The sequence below is a fragment of the Aquihabitans sp. McL0605 genome (genome assembly GCF_049993875.1).
GTDB lineage: Bacteria > Actinomycetota > Acidimicrobiia > Acidimicrobiales > Iamiaceae > Aquihabitans.
In genome coordinates this window covers 824,689-841,882 of record NZ_CP188252.1, presented here as the reverse complement: position 1 = coordinate 841,882, position 17,194 = coordinate 824,689, and the positions used below count along the sequence as shown (strand labels likewise).

15 protein-coding genes are annotated in these 17,194 nt (G+C 72.3%); 9 read left to right on the top strand and 6 right to left on the bottom strand.

Annotation, left to right across the window (positions count from 1 at the left end):
* Positions 1–35: 35 nt before the first annotated feature.
* From ACPPVX_RS03735 to ACPPVX_RS03725, 3 genes are all read right to left on the bottom strand, one after another.
* Positions 36–1,418 carry a phosphotransferase gene (locus ACPPVX_RS03735; RefSeq protein ID WP_426573551.1) on the bottom strand — a complete coding sequence of 461 codons (1,383 nt, stop codon included), beginning with the start codon at positions 1,416–1,418 and terminating at the stop codon, positions 36–38.
* Between the two features lie 95 nt (positions 1,419–1,513).
* The gene (locus tag ACPPVX_RS03730; protein WP_426573550.1) at positions 1,514–1,990 is read right to left on the bottom strand and encodes a hypothetical protein; all 477 of its coding nucleotides are present in this window, start codon (positions 1,988–1,990) and stop codon (positions 1,514–1,516) included.
* 6 nt (positions 1,991–1,996) lie between these two features.
* A complete protein-coding gene (locus ACPPVX_RS03725) occupies positions 1,997–3,637 on the bottom strand; it encodes a fumarate hydratase (RefSeq protein ID WP_426573549.1) in 1,641 nt (546 codons plus the stop codon).
* A 57-nt stretch (positions 3,638–3,694) separates the two neighbouring features.
* Here ACPPVX_RS03725 and ACPPVX_RS03720 point away from each other — a divergent pair, with 57 nt between their 5' ends.
* Positions 3,695–5,113, top strand: a complete 1,419-nt coding sequence (locus ACPPVX_RS03720; protein WP_426573548.1) for a class II fumarate hydratase — start codon at positions 3,695–3,697, stop codon at positions 5,111–5,113.
* Between the two features lie 10 nt (positions 5,114–5,123).
* Here the strand turns inward: ACPPVX_RS03720 and ACPPVX_RS03715 are convergent, their stop codons facing one another.
* Positions 5,124–5,612 (bottom strand): hypothetical protein, encoded by a 489-nt coding sequence (locus tag ACPPVX_RS03715; RefSeq protein WP_426573547.1) that lies wholly within the window; start codon positions 5,610–5,612, stop codon positions 5,124–5,126.
* A 106-nt stretch (positions 5,613–5,718) separates the two neighbouring features.
* On the opposite strand from ACPPVX_RS03715, the gene ACPPVX_RS03710 reads away from it, so the two are divergent.
* The 5 genes from ACPPVX_RS03710 to ACPPVX_RS03690 all read left to right on the top strand — a co-directional run bounded on the left by ACPPVX_RS03710 (position 5,719) and on the right by ACPPVX_RS03690 (position 11,557).
* A complete protein-coding gene (locus tag ACPPVX_RS03710) occupies positions 5,719–6,180 on the top strand; it encodes a hypothetical protein (protein WP_426573546.1) in 462 nt (153 codons plus the stop codon).
* 29 nt (positions 6,181–6,209) lie between these two features.
* A complete protein-coding gene (locus ACPPVX_RS03705) occupies positions 6,210–7,004 on the top strand; it encodes a hypothetical protein (protein WP_426573545.1) in 795 nt (264 codons plus the stop codon).
* 212 nt (positions 7,005–7,216) lie between these two features.
* Positions 7,217–8,797: a PQQ-binding-like beta-propeller repeat protein gene (locus tag ACPPVX_RS03700; protein ID WP_426573544.1), complete on the top strand. Its 1,581-nt coding sequence runs from the start codon at positions 7,217–7,219 to the stop codon at positions 8,795–8,797.
* Positions 8,798–8,819: 22 nt separating this feature from the next.
* Positions 8,820–10,031 carry a DUF885 domain-containing protein gene (locus ACPPVX_RS03695; protein WP_426573543.1) on the top strand — a complete coding sequence of 404 codons (1,212 nt, stop codon included), beginning with the start codon at positions 8,820–8,822 and terminating at the stop codon, positions 10,029–10,031.
* Positions 10,032–10,168: 137 nt separating this feature from the next.
* Positions 10,169–11,557, top strand: coding sequence for a pyridoxal phosphate-dependent decarboxylase family protein (locus ACPPVX_RS03690; protein ID WP_426573542.1), 1,389 nt, complete (start codon positions 10,169–10,171; stop codon positions 11,555–11,557).
* A gap of 140 nt (positions 11,558–11,697) precedes the next feature.
* On the opposite strand, the gene ACPPVX_RS03685 is transcribed toward ACPPVX_RS03690, so the two are convergent.
* Positions 11,698–13,146 carry a hypothetical protein gene (locus ACPPVX_RS03685; protein WP_426573541.1) on the bottom strand — a complete coding sequence of 483 codons (1,449 nt, stop codon included), beginning with the start codon at positions 13,144–13,146 and terminating at the stop codon, positions 11,698–11,700.
* Between the two features lie 169 nt (positions 13,147–13,315).
* On the opposite strand from ACPPVX_RS03685, the gene ACPPVX_RS03680 reads away from it, so the two are divergent.
* Together ACPPVX_RS03680 and ACPPVX_RS03675 are read left to right on the top strand one after the other, a co-directional pair.
* Positions 13,316–14,647, top strand: a complete 1,332-nt coding sequence (locus tag ACPPVX_RS03680) for an alkyl sulfatase dimerization domain-containing protein (protein ID WP_426573540.1) — start codon at positions 13,316–13,318, stop codon at positions 14,645–14,647.
* 71 nt (positions 14,648–14,718) lie between these two features.
* Positions 14,719–15,597, top strand: coding sequence for a phosphotransferase (locus ACPPVX_RS03675; RefSeq protein WP_426573539.1), 879 nt, complete (start codon positions 14,719–14,721; stop codon positions 15,595–15,597).
* A 68-nt stretch (positions 15,598–15,665) separates the two neighbouring features.
* On the opposite strand, the gene soxR is transcribed toward ACPPVX_RS03675, so the two are convergent.
* Positions 15,666–16,109: a redox-sensitive transcriptional activator SoxR gene (soxR, locus tag ACPPVX_RS03670; protein WP_426573538.1), complete on the bottom strand. Its 444-nt coding sequence runs from the start codon at positions 16,107–16,109 to the stop codon at positions 15,666–15,668.
* Between the two features lie 95 nt (positions 16,110–16,204).
* Between soxR and ACPPVX_RS03665 the strand changes: the two genes are divergently transcribed.
* Entirely contained in the window at positions 16,205–17,188 is a 984-nt protein-coding gene (locus ACPPVX_RS03665; RefSeq protein ID WP_426573537.1) for a zinc-binding dehydrogenase, read from the top strand.
* The last annotated feature ends 6 nt before the right edge of the window (positions 17,189–17,194 follow it).

Here is a 17,194-nt window from a genome sequence, read left to right as displayed (position 1 = left end):
ACGGACCGGGGTGGCCGGGATCGGTGCCGGGTTCGTCAGGCGGTGGCGGGCTGATCGGCGGGGTGCAGCCAGCGGGGGTTGGCGACGCGGAGGCGGTCGACGACGGCGGCACGCAGCTCCGCGAGCTGCGTGGCATCGAGATCGTGGCCCGACCGGACAGCGGCGGCGAGGTCGGCCTCGTCGTCGGCGCTCAGCCGCGACGTGGGCCGGGCCTGGAGCTCGCGCTCCACGATGCCGAGCGCGTTGGTGGCCACCTTGAGCTGGAACGCGGCGGCGCCCTCCAGCTCGGGAGCCACCACGTCGGCCAGGTGGGCCCGGACCGCCTCGACCAGCTCGGCTGCGGTCGGCCGGCCGTGCGCGTCGGCACCGCTGCCGGTCACATCGGGCGCCGCCGGTCCCGGAGCCGACGCGTCGGGACCAGGCGCGTCGGGGGCGGACACCTCGAGCAGGTCGAGCAGGTCGTACTCGGTCTCGCAGACGCGGCGGCCGATGGTGGCCAGCTCCACCGAGCGGACGTGGCCGTCGAGGTGACGGCGAGCCTGGACGGCGCAGATCAGCCCCCAGGTCAACGTGCCAGCGGTGATCCACCACCGCACCTCGTCGGCCGACACGGGGGTGCCGGTGGCGGTGGCGTAGGCGCTCAGCAGGTCGTCGAGCGGGCCTACGCCGCCCACCTCGCCATCGCCACCGAAGCGCCAGGCCCGCACGCACAGCCAGCCCAGGTCCTCGAGCGGGTCGCCCAGGTGGGCGAGCTCCCAGTCGAGCACCGCCTGGAGCCCGGTCTCGTCGACGAGCAGGTTGCCGATGCGGAAGTCGCCGTGCACCACCCGCTCGGGTCGGGGCGGCGGGCGGTGGTCGTGCAGCCAGCGCAGGGCCAGCTCGAAGGCGGGGCGGGCTTCGCCGACCAGGTCGAGGCCGTCGCGCAGGCGGCCGAGCGTGTCGACGGGTACGAGCCCCGGCACGGTGGCGGGATCGATCGCGTGGATGGCGGCCAGGGCGCGACCGCACTGCCCGGGCAGGAGCGAGCGGGCGGCGGCGAAGCGGTCCTGGCGGACGATGCGGGGCCCGAGCGCCTCGCCGTCGACGTGCGCGGTGATGCGGGCTGCCCCGAGCGCCGCCGCGCAGCCGGCGGCGTCCACCACGACCGGCGGCACCGGCACCCCGGCGCGGGCGGCCGCGGCCAGCAGGGCATCTTCGGCCGCCAGCGATGGCCCGGCCATGGTGGCCCCGCCCCGGACCCGCTGGAGGATCAGGCGGCGGCGCTCGGACCCGGCCGTCGCGGTGAACGCCCAGGTCTCCCGCGACGCCCCGCCCGACAGTCGCCGAAGGTCCTCGACCGTGACCGGGTCGGCCATCCCCGAAGCGCGCAACGCCCGGGCCAGCCCCGCAGCCAGGTCGGTGTCGGAGTCGGAGGCCACGACGGGACCCTACGAGCGAACTCGGCACCGTTCACGGACACCGTCGTCGTCGGGGAACCGTGCCGGGTTCGGCAGGAGTGGGGTGGGGAGAGGGGTCAGCGCTCGCGGTTCATGGCGGCGCGGAGGGCCTCGACGGCGCTGTGGGGGTCTTCGACCTGGACGATGAGGTGGCGGTAGGTCTCGTCGTGCAGTTCGATGACCAGCACCTCCTTGGCGGGGCCGGTCATCCAGAGCGCCTTCTCGCCGTGGGCGCGGAACGTGCCGGCGGTCATGATCCCGGGGAGGTTGGTGCCGGGCACCTTGAACCCCTTGTGCAGGTCCTTGCGCTGGGACACGCCGACGTCGACCACCGAGGTGACGGGCACGTTGACCCCCTTGCTCAGCGCCCAGAGCCGGACGAGGCCGACGGGCCGCACGAGCAGGCGGTCATCGGGCGTGACGCCCACCGCCGCCAGGTTGGGCCCGGCGTACGCGGTGGCGATGATCCCGCCGAGGACGGCGAGCACCAGCGCGACCACCCAGCTCCACCAGGGCGGCCACATCAAGCCGAGGACCATCGCCGTCGAGAGCACGGAGGCTCAGCCCTTGGCGCCGAGGGCGACCGGGGTGGTGACCTGGGCGAAGAAGTCGTTGCCCTTGTCGTCGACGACGATGAAGGCGGGGAAGTCCTCGACCTCGATGCGCCACACCGCCTCCATCCCGAACTCGGGGTACTCGAGCACCTCGACCTTGCGGATGCAGTCCTGGGCCAGGCGGGCGGCCGGCCCGCCGATGGAGCCGAGGTAGAAGCCGCCGTGGGCCTTGCAGGCGTCGGTGACCTGCTGCGAGCGGTTGCCCTTGGCCAGCATCACCAGCGAGCCGCCGGCGGCCTGGAACTTCTCGACGTAGCTGTCCATGCGGCCGGCCGTGGTGGGCCCGAACGACCCCGAGGCGTAGCCCGCGGGGGTCTTGGCCGGGCCGGCGTAGTACACGGGGTGGTCGCGGAGGTACTGGGGCATCTCGCCGCCGGCGTCGAGCACCTCGGCGATCTTGGCGTGGGCGATGTCTCGGGCCACCACCACGGTGCCGGTGAGCGACAGGCGGGTCTTCACGGGGTAGCGGCTGAGCTCGGCGCGGATCTCGTCCATGGGCCGGTTGAGGTCGATCTGCACCACGTCGCCGCCGAGCTCGTCGGAGGTGACGTCGGGGAGGAACTGGGCGGGGTGCCGCTCGAGCTCCTCGAGGAACACGCCCTCGGTGGTGATCTTGCCGAGCGCCTGGCGGTCGGCGGAGCACGACACGGCGATGCCGACGGGGCAGGAGGCGCCGTGGCGGGGGAGCCGGATGACCCGGACGTCGTGGCAGAAGTACTTGCCGCCGAACTGGGCGCCGATGCCGAAGTCCTGGGTGAGCTTCAGCACCTCGGCCTCCATCTCGAGGTCTCGGAAGCCGTGGCCGCCCATGGAGCCCTCGGTGGGGAGGGTGTCGAGGTAGCGGGTGGAGGCGAGCTTGGCGGTCTCGACGGCGAACTCGGCCGACGTGCCGCCGATGACCACGGCCAGGTGGTACGGCGGGCAGGCCGACGTGCCGAGCAGGCGGAGCTTGTCGTTCAGGAAGGCGATGAGGCTCTTGGGGTTGAGCAGGGCCTTGGTCTCCTGGAACAGGAAGCTCTTGTTGGCCGACCCGCCGCCCTTGGCCATGAAGATGAACTTGTAGGCGTCGCCGTCGACGGCCGAGATCTTGATCTCGCCGGGGAGGTTGGTGCCGGTGTTCTTCTCCTCCCAGAGGGTCAGCGGCGCCATCTGCGAGTACCGCAGGTTGTCCTTCTGGTAGGTGTCGAACACGCCGCGGGCCAAGGCGGCCTCGTCGCCGCCGCCGGTGAGGACGAACTGGCCCTTCTTGCCCTTGATGATGGCGGTGCCGGTGTCCTGGCACATGGGGAGCACGCCGCCGGCGGAGATGTTGGCGTTCTTCAGCAGGTCGAGCGCCACGAACCGGTCGTTCGGCGACGCCTCGGGGTCGTCGAGGATGCGGCGGAGCTGGGCCAGGTGCCCGGAGCGGAGGTAGTGGGCGATGTCGTGCATCGCCTCGGCGGCGAGCGCGGTGAGGACCTGCGGCTCGACGGTCAGGAACGTGTGGCCGGCGGCCTCGACGGTGGACACGCCGTCGACGTCGAGCTTGCGGTACGTGGTGGCGTCGGGCCCGAGGGGCAGGAGCTCGGTGTACGTGAAGTCAGTCATCGGAGGCAACGGTACGGCCCCTGCCCCGATGCAGGCCATCCGAGGTAGACCAGGGACATGGCTGCGAGCGACGGGTTCCGGACCGAGCACGACTCGATGGGGGAGGTGCAGGTGCCCGCGCTGGCGCTCTGGGGCGCGCAGACCCAGCGGGCGGTCGACAACTTCCCGATCTCCGGGCGGCCCATCGACCGGCGGCTGATCCGCGCCCTTGCCCTGGTGAAGGCGGAGGCCGCTGCGGTCAACGCCAAGAACAAGGAGGTCCCCGCGGTCGACGAGAAGCTGGGCGACGCCATCCGCAAGGCCGCCGAGCTGGTCGCCACCGGCACCCACGACGACCAGTTCCCCGTCGACGTGTTCCAGACGGGCTCGGGCACGTCGTCCAACATGAACGCCAACGAGGTGATCGCCCGCCTGGCCGACCTGAGCCTGGGCGCCGGGGGGAAGTCGAAGGTCAGCCCCAACGACCACGTGAACGCCAGCCAGTCGTCGAACGACGTGTTCCCCACCGCCATCCACCTGGCCGCCACCGAGGCGGTGGTGGTCGACCTGATCCCGGCCCTCGAGCACCTCGGCACCGCGCTGCGAGCCAAGGCCGAGGAGTTCGATCAGGTGGTGAAGGCGGGGCGGACGCACCTCATGGACGCGGTGCCGATCACGCTGGGCCAGGAGTTCGGTGGCTACGCCACCCAGGTCGCCCAGGCGGTCCGCCGCCTCCGCAGTGCGCTGCCGCGGCTGGGCGAGCTGCCCATCGGCGGCACCGCGGTCGGCACGGGCATCAACGCGCCGCCCACGTTCGGGGCCGATGTCGTCAAGCGCCTCGCCAAGCGCACCGGCCTGCCGCTCACCGAGGCCCACGACCACATCGCCGCCCAGTCGTCGCGCGACGCGCTGGTGGAGATGTCGGGGCAGGTGCGGACCGTGGCCGTGGCGCTCATCAAGATCGCCAACGACCTGCGCTGGATGGCCAGCGGCCCTCGCACCGGCCTGGCCGAGATCCACCTGCCCGATCTGCAGCCCGGGTCGTCGATCATGCCGGGCAAGGTCAACCCGGTGCTGTGCGAGGCCGTCACCCAGGTGGGCGCCCAGGTCATCGGCAACGACGCCGCCGTCGCCTTCTCGGGGAGCCAGGGCAACTTCGAGCTCAACGTCTTCATGCCGGTGATGGCCCGCAACCTGCTCGAGTCGATCGAGCTGCTGGCCAACGTCAGCGTCCTGTTCGCCGACCGGTGCATCGACGGGATCACCGCCGACGAGGAGCGGTGCCGGGCCAACGCCGAATCGTCACCGGCCATCGCCACGTCCCTGAACCCGTTCCTGGGCTACGAGCGCACGGCGCAGCTCATCAAGGAGAGCCAGAAGACGGGCACGCCCATCCGCGATCTGGTGGCGGCCACCGGGGAGCTGTCCACCGAGGAGCTCGACCGGGCGCTCGACGCCCTGGCGCTGACGAGAGGTGGCGTGGCCCGCAAGGGGTGACGCCGGGGGCTCAACCCTGGGCGGAGGAGCCCGGGAACGGTCCGGGGTCGCCGTTGCCCGGCAGGTTGGGGTGGCTCCACGAGTTGACCTTGCCGACCAGCTGGCCCAGGTGCTCCCACTCCGGCGGGCTCCACCCCTGGGCGATGCCCACGATGGCGAGGTCCTGGCGGATGTAGGCCAGGGCGGGGAGGCGCTGCAGGTCGAGCGCCTTCACCAGCTCCCGGTCGGGATCGGCGAACGTGAGGAACTCGTCGGCCCACGGACCGAGGAACCGCTTGGCGTCCCGCTCATCGGCGGTGACGGTCCAGGCGACCCGGCAGTCGGCGCCGCGGAAGTTGGCCAGGACCCGGCCCGCGGTCTCCAGCAGCCAGGCGCTCTCCTGCGTGTACGGGTCGAGCACCACGGTGAGCAACTGGAAGGTGGTGGTCCACTCGGCGATCGTCCGGGTCTCCCCGCCGATCGCTGTGAGCTTGGTGTCTTCTGCAACCTGCGTGACCACGGCGGGAACGGTAGTAGGTGCGCCTCGCCCGAAGCAGATTCGGGGTCGCCTCGCCCTGGTCACCGGCCGGGGTAGGTTCTCGCCGGAACCAACACGGAGGCACACGATGTTCGCGCTCGTCCCGGTCAACACCTTCGGCTACAAGCTGATGCTGCTGCTCCACATCCTGTCGGTGATCGTGGCGTTCGCCCCGGCGTTCGTCTGGCCGTTCGCCTCCGTGAAGCTCAAGAAGGAGGGCAAGCCGGTCGGTCCCGCCATCGGTGCGCTCGCCGCCGGCAACACCGCCAAGATCCACGGTCCGGCGCTGGTGCTGGTGGGCCTGTTCGGGTTCGGCCTCGTCGGGATGAGCGACAAGCTGTTCAAGTTCGACCAGTCCTGGGTGATGGCCGCCGTGGTGGTCTGGTTCCTGATGCTCGGCATCATCTTCGGGCTGATGCTCCCGGCCGAGAAGAAGTCGGCGGCCGGCGACGAGAGCGCCGACAAGCTCGTGTCGATGGCCGGCGGGATCATGCACCTGCTGCTCCTGGTGATGCTCTTCCTCATGATCTGGAAGCCCGGCTTCCCCTGATCCCCGGTGATCGCCGGTAGCGTCGGCTCGTGCACCCGATCGAGCGGCTGCGGTTCGTAGCTCGAGCCACCGGCGCGCCTCCCGACGAGGTGGTGCGCGAAGCGGCGGCATCGCTGGCGCTGTTCGCCGACGACCCGGTCTCGCTGGTCACGGCGTGCCGGCGCCTCATCGACCGCCACCCCGCCAACGGGCCGATCTGGTGGCTGTGCGCCCGCACGCTGCTGGCGGCCGACCCGGCCGACGAGGTGTGGCGCTGCCACAGCGAGCTCTCCTCGGACCCGACCATCGACGAGCTCACCCACGCCCTCCCCGCCGACGCCAGCGTCGCCGTGGTGGGCTGGCCCGAGCGGCTGGGTGAGGTGCTCGCCCGTCGCGGCGACCTGCAGGTGCGGGTGATCGATGTCGACGGCGACGGGCCCGGCTTCGTCCGCATGCTCGAGCGTCTCGATGTGGAGGCGGTCGACATCGCCGTCGCCGGGCTGGCCGCGGGCGTGGCCACCGCCGACCTGATGCTGCTCGATTCGTCGGCCATCGGCCCTGAGGTCGCGCTGGTCGAGCCGGGCAGCTGGGCTGCGGCCTCGGTGGCCCGCACGTCGGGCGTGCCGGTGTGGCTGGTGGCCGGGCGCGGGCGCGTGGTCCCGAAGGGCCTCTGGCCGGCGCTCAGCCGGCGGCTGGGCGGGGCGGCCACCCCGCCCTGGGACCTGGGCCGAGACCTGCTGCCGCTGGGGCTGGTCGACCGCGTCGCCGGGTCCCGGGGTCTCGTCGACGTCGGGGAGGCACTGGCTACGGTGGACACACCAGACGTGGCCGAGCTGCGTCGCTGAGGTGGGAAGCGGAGGGTTCGGTGGCCGGGAGCGGGACCTGCACAGCGTGCCGCGCGGAGCTGCCCGCGCCGGATGCCCTCGGGCTGATCACCTGCCCGAGCTGCGGCCGCGTCACCAAGATCGACGCCGCGCCGGAACCACCGTCGCCGCCGCCGCCGGCGGCTGAGCCGCCATCGTCAGCCCCGCTGAGCGGCTGGCCGGCGCCGCCGGTGATGGCTCCGATGCCCGGCGGGCAGTGGTCGCCGCCGGCGCCCGTGGCGGGGGCACCCGTTGCTGCGCCCCCGCCCAAGGCGCCGGGCCGCAAGCGCTCGTCGTCGTCATCGTCGGGTGCGGGCCGCTGGCTCGGGTGCGCCATCCCCACGGTCATCGTCGGCATCGTGGGGCTCATCGTCGTGAGCTCGTTGCGGAGCTGCGACACGTCGGGGGTGAAGGACCGGATCGCCAGCAGCTTCGACGCCAACCCCTCGCTCATCACCCTGAGCGGCAGCGCCACCCTCCTGCCCGGGGGCGCCGACCCCGAGGCCGTCGTCGTGCAGCAGGACTCCGAGGGCGGCACCACCACCCGCCGCCTCGCCCGCATCGCCTTCCGCGGTGGCGGGTCGAACCTGATCTGGAAGAGCGAGCCGCTCGACCCCAACACCTACCGCGCCGAGATCGCGGTGGTGGGCGACACCATGTTCGCCGCGAGCGAGGACCACCTCATGGCGCTCGACGCCGCCACGGGCACGACCGAATGGACCGCCACGCTCCACGACAAGGTCACGACCGGGTGCGACAGCTGCTTCGCCGCCGTCGACGGCCGGCTCATCGTGCGCACCACCGACGCCTACGTCACCGCGTACGGGCCGAAGTCGGCGGAGAGCCTCTGGTCGAAGCGCCTCAACGCCACCAACGGCTCGATCTCGGTGGTCGGCGACCGGCTGTTCGTGGTCGACGACCCGGAGGACTCCTCCGAGCTCACCCCGGTCGCGCTCGTCGACCCGGCCAACGGCCGCACCCTCCACACCACCAAGCCCACGTGCCGGTCCGGCGAGGCCGGCGAGTGGGACGTCGAGCTGTCACCGGGCGACCCGGTCCGGGCGGTGCCGGGCAGCGACGACGTGCTGGCGGCGTTCGGCTTCGGCGACGGTTGCGTGGTGCGGTGGAGCCCCGAGACCGGGGAGGAGGTCTGGAACACGCGGCTCAACGGCCTCAGCTCGTTCGACCAGCACGATGTGGTGGTCGGCAAGAGCGACGTGGTCGTGGCCAACAGCAGCGGCGCCCTCGTCACGATGCGCATGTCCGACGGGACGCCGCAGCTCCTCCCGGTGCCGGCCGATGTGCGGGCCACCCCGAACCTCATCGTGGGCCGCACCCTGGTGGCCGACACCGCCACCACCCGGGGCACGGCCAAGGGCGGCCTGATCGCCTGGAACCTCTTGACCGGCGAGCGCCTCTGGGCCCAGTCGTCACTCGGCACCGCACAACCCGTGTCCGACGACGGCCACCACAACGCCGACGCCCTGTTCGACGGCGCGCCCCGCTCGCTGCTCGTGCGCACGGCCGCCGGGGTGAACGTGTTCGTCTTCGAGGGATCGGCGCGCACCTTCACCGTGGCGCCGCTCGATCTCGACACCGGCGACCTGGGCACCAAGGTCCGGCGGGCGTTCGCCACGAGGTACGACTCGGGCACGCCCTCGCTGACCATCGAGGGGACGCACGGCGATCAGCTGGTGGCGTCGGTCGACCAGCTGATCCAGGCGATCCCGGTGTCGGGCAAGGGCGAGATCGCCACGTACCCCTCGAAGGACTGACGGGCACCGGTACCGTGCCGGGATGGCCGTGAGCACCTCCGACGGAACCGACACCGACCAGCCCGTGGGGCGGTACCTCGAGGTCGGGCTGCGGCTCGGCCGCCACCTCGACGGCATGGTCGACGCCTACTACGGGCCCGAGGCGCTCACCCGCCGGGTTGACGACGAACCGCTGCGGCCCCTCCCCGCGCTGGTCGACGACGTGCGCGGCCTGGTGGCCGACCTCGACGCCGGCCAGGGAGACCTCGACGCCACCCGCCGGCGCTGGCTGCGCGCCCAGGCCGCCGGGCTGCACACCGCGGCCCGGAAGCTGGCGGGGGAGCCCGTCGCGTTCGTCGACGAGGTGGAGCAGTGCTACGGCGTGCGGCCCGAGATGGTCGACCACGAGGTGCTGGCCGACGCCCACCGCCGCCTCGACGAGGTGCTGCCCGGGACCGGCCCGCTGCCGGGCCGCTACGACGCGTGGCGCACCTCGCACATCATGACCCCCGAGCAGCTCACCGCCGCCGTCCACACCTTGGCCGAGGCGTTCCGCGATCGCACCGCCACCGCGTTCGGCCTGCCCGAGGGCGAGCACATCACCTTCGAGCTCGTGACCGACGAGCCCTGGTCGGGCTTCAACTACTACGAGGGCGGCCTGCAGAGCCGGGTGGCCATCAACACCGACCTGCCCGTGTCGTCCACCGCCATCGGCCACCTGATCGCCCACGAGGCCTACCCCGGGCACCACACCGAGCACTGCCGCAAGGAGGTCGGCCTGGTCCGCCAGCGCCAGCAGCTCGAGGAGTCGATCTTCCTCGTGGGCACCCCGCAGTGCCTCCTGGCCGAGGGCCTGGCCGACCTGGCGCTCGAGGTGCTGCTGGGCGATCACCCCCAGCCGCAGCTCGCCGAGCTGCTGCACCCCCTGGGCATCCGCTACGACACCGAGGTCGTCACCGCCGTGGCCGAGGCGGGCGAGGCGCTGAGCGCCGTGCGGGGCAACGCAGCGCTGCTGCTCCACGACCGCGGCGCCAGCGAAGACGACGCCATCGAGGAGCTGTCGCGCTGGGCGCTGCTCCCGCGGGAGCGGGCCGCCAAGTCGGTGTCGTTCCTCACGCACCCCACCTGGCGCGCTTACATCTTCTGCTACGTGGCCGGGCTGCCCCTGTGCCGGGGCTGGGTCGAGGGTGATCCGGCGCGCTTCGAACGCCTGCTCACGGAGCAGTTCGTCCCCGCCGACCTCGACGCCGCCTGACGCCATCGTCACCATCGGAGCGCACCCGTGTGCCAAGTGACCTACCGTGGTCACTTGGCAAGCGGGGCGACGTGGGGCAGAGTGGAGCTCATATCCGAGCTATCACTCGGATAACGGACGGTGGGAGAGAGATCGAGATGAGCAGCTACCCCTACAAGGATCGATTCCCCATCAACCGCGGCCTGCCGCCCAAGGGGCGCCCCCGCGAGGAGATCCTGGCCGAGATGGCCGCCCTCGCCCACGAGGAGGACGCCTCCTGGGAAGGCGGGCGCGTCTCGGGGACGATGTACTGCGGCGACCACGACCACTACGACTTCCTCAACGACGTGTTCGGCCTCTACGCCCACGTCAACATCCTCCAGCGCGACATCACGCCCAGTGCCACCCGCTACGAGGGCGAGGTCATCGCCATGGCGCTCGACCTGTTCCACGCCGACGCCGTGACCGACGGCGAGCCGGCCGGTCTGGTCACCAGCGGTGGCACCGGCAGCATCTGCCACGCCGTCCTCGCCTACCGCGAGATGGCCCGCGAGCGCGGCGTCGTCCAGCCCAACTTCATCAAGCCCGAGACCGGCCACCCCGCGTTCGACAAGGCGTGCCACCTCTTCGGCGTCGAGATGCGCCACGCTCCGGTCGACCCGGTCACGCACCAGGCCGACGTCGCCTGGATCAAGGACAACATCGACGACCAGACCATCGGCTTCATGGGCTCGGCCTGCAACTACGGCTACGGCATCATCGATCCCATCGAGGAGATGTCGAACCTCGCGGTCCAGACCGGCATCCCGCTGCACATCGACGCCTGCTTGGGTGGGTTCATCCTCCCGTTCGGCCAGGAGCTCGGCTACGACATCCCGGTCTTCGACTTCCGCCTCCCCGGCGTCACGAGCATGTCGGCCGACACCCACAAGTACGGCTACGCCTTCAAGGGCACCTCGACCTGCCTGTTCCGCGACAAGAAGTGGCGCAACTCGCAGTACTTCTTCCTCACCGATTGGAGCGGCGGAAAGTACACGTCGCCCGGCATGGACGGGTCCCGCTCCGGTGGCCTCCTCGCCGCCACGTGGGCCTCGATGGTCCAGCTCGGCCGCGAGGGCTACATGGGCTACGCCAAGAAGATCTTCGAGACCTCCTTCGCCATGCAGGACGCCGTGCGCTCGCACCCCGAGCTCCAGCTCATGGGGAACCCCACGTTCCTGTTCAGCTTCACCAGCGACGAGTTCGACATCTACCACGTCAACGACTTCATGCGGCCGAAGGGCTGGCGCTTCAACGGCCAGCAGTACCCCAACGCCCTGCACATGGCGGTCACCCGGCCCCAGACCCAGGACGGCGTGGTCGAAGCCTTCGCCAACGACCTGGCCGGGGCCGTCGAGTACGCCAAGGAGAAGGGCCACGAGCCCGCCGCCTCCGGTGCCATCTACGGCGGCGTCGCCGGCGGCATGAACGACGAGGCCGACGAGTTCATCAAGATGGTCATGGCCAGCATGCTCGACGAGCAGCAGTCCCTCCCGCCCCTCGACTGACGGATCCAAGCCGCTCCTACCGGAGCTGCCACCCGCGCGAACGTACGACGAGCACCCTGCCGGCAGCAGCTGGCAGGGTGCTCGTGGGTTCTGGGTGCTGCCGCGGGCCTCGGCGGGGTCAGTCGACGATCAGGCGGAGGTCAGTCGTCGCTTCGGCGTTGGCGTCGGCGGTGCTCGAGCTCGGCCAGCTCCTGCTTCGTCAGGTACCTCGGGGGTCCGTTGCGCTTCGGGGGTGGGGCGGGCTGCGGCGGGGCCGGGCCGACGGGCACCTTGGTGCCGTGGCGCACGACGGGCGCGGGGGCGCCGTCGGGCTTGCGCAGGTACAGCCGGCCGTCGCCCTGATCCCGCCACAGGTGCCAGCCGCCCTCGTGGACGAGGTGGTGGTGGTGCTTGCAGAGCAGGCACAGGTTGGCGAGGAGGGTGGGCCCGTCGAGCTCGTGCTGCCAGAGGTGGTGGGCCTCGCACCACTCGAACGGTGCTTGGCAGCCGGGGAACACGCATCCCATGTCGATCTTCTTCAGCGCCTTGCGCTGCGTGGCGGTGGCATCGCGCAGGATGTCGGTGATGCCCACCACCTCGATGCGCCCATCGAGCGCCAGCTTCGTGAGGATGGCGGTGATCCGGCTGGTGCACAGCAGCCGTTCGAGCGAGGAGCGGGCGATCGGCGTGCCATCGGCCAGCTGGCAGCGGCGGGTGGCGCCATCCGCTGCATCCTCGACGGGCACGCCGGCCAGCGTGCGGGCGTCGGCTTCGACGGAGACGGAGGGGCGGGGCTCGCCGTGCCGGGTCTGGCCCGGCCGGCGGCCGCGCATGATGAGCTCGTGGTTGCATGCGGCCCGGCGCTGCGCAGCAGTCATGCCGTCATCGGCGCGGTACACGCCTGCCGCGAACTTGGCGTCGATCTCGTCCTTGACGGCGCCATCGATCTCGGCGCCCGACACGGGGTCGTAGTCGGAGTCGCCGAACCACCGGCCGTCGAGCGACCGTGACGAGTACCAGGAGTTCCCGGTGCGCGGGTCTTCTTCGGTCACGTCGTCCGGGTCGTCGCCGCCTGCTTCGGCCTGCTCGGCATCACGGGTGGCCTCAGCGATGGCCGACCACCGCGCGAGGTGCACGGCCGCGGCGGCAACCGTCATGGGGGTGATGGCTTCGACCAGGTCGGTCTCGGCCTCGCGGAACAGGCCGGGGTGGATGTCTCTGGCCTTCAGCAGCGCGATCACCTTGGCCGTGCCGATCTCGCCGGCCTGCCACGCCGCCTCGACGTGGGGACACGAGCGGAGGTCCCGAGCCGTGTGCGTGATCCCGCTGCACCTGGTCCTCGACAGCTCGGTGCGGGTCTGCATCCACCCGGCTGCAGACCTGGCGCCGTCGCCGGCCCACACGGTGTTGGCATCGAACACGCCGACCTCGCGGGCGAGCGCGGCGTCGAGCTGACCGGCCACCCCAGCGAGGAGCAGCACGCGTTCCCGCTTCAGCGCGTCGGGAAGCTCCGTCGGATCGGATCCGACGATGTCGGCCACCGCTCGCAGCCGCGTCGCCAGCGACGGTCCCGGATCTTCCGGGCGATGGTCTCGTGGGGGCGGGGTCATGGGTTCAGGGTAGATCGAACACACGTTCGATCCAACGTCAACGGGTGAAAGATCCTGAAATGTCCGGTTTGAGGCCGAAGGGCGCCGACGGATGCCTCTGGTGGGGGGTGCAGCGCGGTCGGGGAAGGGGGCGGCGCGGAGGGGTCGCGGGCTGGGGTAGACCAGCGCCATGGGGACGTCCTCGGAGCTGCTGGACCTGTCGTCGGCGATCGTGGACGCGTGGTCCACACCGGGCGGGCCGCCGCCGGGGGCGGTGGAGGGCCCGACCAACCGGGTCACCAACGAGCTGACGGAGATCGACGACGGGCTGTCGTTCATCGAGTCGTTCTCCAACATCGTCACGTTCCGGACCGACGAGGGGCTGGTGCTGTTCGACGCGTCGTCGGCGTTCACGGGCCGGGGCTGCACGGCGTCGCTGCGGGCCTGGGCCGACGACCCGATCCACACGCTCGTGTACACGCACGGCCACGTCGACCACGTCGGCGGCAGCGGCTTCCTCCTCGACGACGCCGAGCGGCGCGGCCACGAGGCGCCGGCGGTGGTGGGCCACGAGAACGTCGCCGCCCGGTTCCAGCGCTACCGCTACACCGACGGCTGGAACAAGGCCATCAACGCCCGCCAGTTCGGCCCCGGCTTCGGCGGTGGCACGGTGGGCAAGGACGGCCAGCCGCGCCCGTTCCTGCCCGACCAGACGCTGGAGTGCACCGAGACCTACGAGGACGACCTGGCCCTGTCGATCGGGGGCCTCGACCTCGAGCTGCGCCACGCACGCGGCGAGACCGACGACCACACCTGGGCCTGGATCCCGGCGCACCGCGCCGTGGCGGTGGGCGACTTCGTGGCGTGGGTGTTCCCCAACGCCGGCAACCCGCAGAAGGTGCAGCGCTACCCCGGCGAGTGGGCCGCCGCCCTCCGCCAGATGATGGCGCTCGAGCCCGAGCTGCTGCTGCCCGCCCACGGCCTGGCCGTCGCCGGCGTGGACCGCGTGGCCACGGTGCTGGGGGACCTGGCCACCGCCCTGGAGCACCTGGTGGCCGACGTGGTCGACGCCATGAACCAGGGCGCCACCCTCGACGAGATCGTCCTGTCGGTCCACGTCGACGAGGACCTGATCCGCCGGCCGTGGCTCCGCCCGATCTACGACGAGCCCGAGTTCGTCGTGCGCAACACCTACCGCCTCTACGGCGGCTGGTGGGACGGCGATCCCGCCCACCTCAAGCCCCCGCCGGCGGCATCGCTGGCGCGGGAGATCGCCGACCTGGCCGGTGGCCCGGACCTGCTCGCCACCCGCGCCCAAGCCCTGGCCGACGTGGGCGACCACCGCCTGGCCTGCCAGCTGATCGAGCTGGCCGCCCAGGCGTCCGACGACCCGGGCATCTGGCGGCTCCGGTCCCAGCTGTACCTGGCCCGCGCCGAGCACGAGTCCAGCCTGATGGCCAAGGGCGTCTACACCGAGGCCGCCCGCGCCGGCGACGACCACGCCGCCACCCTGGAGCCGTGACCGGCGGGACCCGGCTGACGCGCTTGACCTGGGTGACCTCGCGACCTGATCGCGCCGGTAGCGTGCGGGCGATGGAGGAGGAGCGAGGGGATCCGCGCTGGCGCGCCGCGCTGGAGGTGCTCGATCGCCTGAACTCGTCGTCGAGCCCCACCACCGTGGTGCGCGAGGGGCTGTCGCTGCTCGTCCGCCAGGACGACGTGCTCGTGCGGGTGCGGCCTCGAAACGAGGAGCCGGTCGCGGCCCGCGAGGTCGAGGTGGCCCGGGCGCTGCTGGCCGCGGAGGTGCCGGTGGCCGCGCTGGTGGGCGGCGTCGGCCAGCCGTGGCTGGTCGAGGGCTGCGTGGTGACCGCGTGGCGGTGGTGCGAGACGGTGGGCACGGCGTCGCCGGCGCACCTGGGCCACCTCGCCCGGACGCTGCGCGAGAGCACGGTCGGCACCCACGCCTTCGACGTCCCGCGCTTCGACCCGCTGACCGCCATCCGCAATGCCGTGGCGGGCGCCCCGATCGGCGACGAGCAGGGCGACTTCGTCCGCCGTCGGGTGCAGGACCTCACGGCCGACTGGGCGCGCATCGCGGATCGCGATCCGGCGGGCACCGCGGTGGTCCACGGCGACCTGCACGCCGACAACGTGCTGCTCACGGCCGACGGTCCGCTGCTGACCGACCTCGAGCTGGCGGGATCGGGCCCCTGTTCGTACGACACCGCGCCCGCGGTGGTGATGGTCGAGCGCTACGGCGACGCCCGGTCGTCGCTCCACGAGTTCATCGACGCGCAGGATCACGATCCGCGCTCGTGGCACGGCTTCACGACGTGCCTGGCGGTCTACGAGCTGTGGGTCACCGCCTGGGCGGTCGGGGTGCGCGACCGCTCGCCCCGGCTGGCGGAGGAGGCGGCCATCCGGGTCCGCTGCCTGCGCGACGGCGCCTGCGAGCCCTGGCACCTCCACTGACCCCTTGACCTGCTGACCCGTTGACCGAACCGGTCGACGGCGCGCCCGGTCAGGCCGGTCCGGTCCGGTCAGGCGGTCGGGCGGGGGAGGAGGTAGCGCGCCCCTGGCCCGAAGGCGCCGGCGCGGTCGTCGGGGTTGGCGAGGGCGCACACCGACAGCGACAGGCACCCGCAGCCGATGCAGCGGTCGAGGCGGTCGCGCAAGCCGGTGAGCAGGGCGATCTGGGCGTCGAGCCGGGGCCGCCACGAGGCGGAGAGCCGCTCCCAGTCCTTGGCCGTGGGCGTGCGGCTCGACGGGAGCGACGACAGCGCCGCGCCGATCTCGTCGAGGGAGAGCCCGACCTGCTGGGCCACCCGGATGAACGAGACCCGGCGGAGCGCATCGCGGTGGTAGCGGCGCTGGCCGCCGGCGGTCCGCTCGCTGGCCAGCAGGCCCTGGTCCTCGTAGTACCGCAGCGCCGAGTGGGCGACCCCGGCCCGTTCGCTCAGCTCGCCGATCGTCAGCTCGTCCACCCGGCCAGGGTACCTCCTTGACCTCAAGTGAACTTGAGGTCCTACCGTCCCGTCGGTCGCTCCGCCCGGGAGCGGCCGCGATCAGGGAGAAGCCCGTGCACGCCATCCGACTCCACGAGTTCGGCCCCGCCCACAACCTCCGCTACGAGGAGGTGCCCACGCCCGACGCCGGGCCCGGCCAGGTCCGCATCGCCGTCGGCGCGGCCGGCGTGCACCTGGTCGACACGACCATCCGCGAGGGCCGCAGCGGCGGCCCGTTCCCGCTGCCCGACCTGCCGATGACGCCGGGCCGGGAGGTGGCGGGCGTGGTCGACCAGGTCGGACCGGGGGCCGACCCGGCCCTGCTGGGGCGCCGCGTCGTGGCGCACCTCGGCATCGCCAGCGGCGGCTACGCCGAGCGCGCGGTCACCGGGTTCGCGGCGCTGCAGGACATCCCCGACGGCGCCACCGATGAGCAGGCCGTCGCCATGATCGGCACCGGCCGCACGACCATGGGCATCTTGGAGCAGTCGGACCTGACGGCCGACGACGTGGTGCTGGTCACCGCCGCCGCCGGCGGCATCGGCAGCCTGCTCGTGCAGGCTGGGCGCCAGGCCGGGGCCACGGTCGTCGGCGTGGCCGGCGGTCCGGAGAAGGCGGCGCTGGTGGCCGGCCTCGGCGCCGACGTCGCCATCGACTACCTCCAGCCCGACTGGGTCGACCAGGTGCGCGACGGCCTCGGCGGCCGAGGTGTGACGCTGGCGTTCGACAGCATCGGGGGCGACACCAGCACGGCGATCCTCGGCCTCATGGCGCCGGGCGGGCGGATCCGGGTGTACGGCTGGTCCGCCGGCGAGTACAGCGCCATCCCCGCCGAGCTCCTCGAGCAGCACCAGGTCACCTCGGCCGTGGTGCTCGGGGCGCCGATGATGGAGCGGCCCGGTGGCATCCGAGGCCTGGAGGCGGCGTCGCTCGCCGCGCTGGCGGCCGGTCGCCTCGTACCGGTGATCAACGAGCCGTTCGCCCTGCGCGACGCGGCCAAGGCCCACGAGGCGATCGTGTCCCGAGCCACCGTCGGCAAGGTCGTGCTGATCCCCTGAGGGTCG

What these genes read in the sequence shown, in the direction of transcription:
- ACPPVX_RS03725 (WP_426573549.1), bottom strand. Translation starts at nt 3,637, where the DNA reads ATGACTGACTTCACGTACACCGAGCTCCTGCCCCTCGGGCCCGACGCC.
- ACPPVX_RS03720 (WP_426573548.1), top strand. Translation starts at nt 3,695, where the DNA reads ATGGCTGCGAGCGACGGGTTCCGGACCGAGCACGACTCGATGGGGGAG.
- ACPPVX_RS03710 (WP_426573546.1), top strand. Translation starts at nt 5,719, where the DNA reads ATGTTCGCGCTCGTCCCGGTCAACACCTTCGGCTACAAGCTGATGCTG.
- ACPPVX_RS03700 (WP_426573544.1), top strand. Translation starts at nt 7,217, where the DNA reads ATGGCTCCGATGCCCGGCGGGCAGTGGTCGCCGCCGGCGCCCGTGGCG.
- ACPPVX_RS03695 (WP_426573543.1), top strand. Translation starts at nt 8,820, where the DNA reads ATGGCCGTGAGCACCTCCGACGGAACCGACACCGACCAGCCCGTGGGG.
- ACPPVX_RS03690 (WP_426573542.1), top strand. Translation starts at nt 10,169, where the DNA reads ATGAGCAGCTACCCCTACAAGGATCGATTCCCCATCAACCGCGGCCTG.
- ACPPVX_RS03685 (WP_426573541.1), bottom strand. Translation starts at nt 13,146, where the DNA reads ATGACCCCGCCCCCACGAGACCATCGCCCGGAAGATCCGGGACCGTCG.
- ACPPVX_RS03680 (WP_426573540.1), top strand. Translation starts at nt 13,316, where the DNA reads ATGGGGACGTCCTCGGAGCTGCTGGACCTGTCGTCGGCGATCGTGGAC.
- ACPPVX_RS03675 (WP_426573539.1), top strand. Translation starts at nt 14,719, where the DNA reads ATGGAGGAGGAGCGAGGGGATCCGCGCTGGCGCGCCGCGCTGGAGGTG.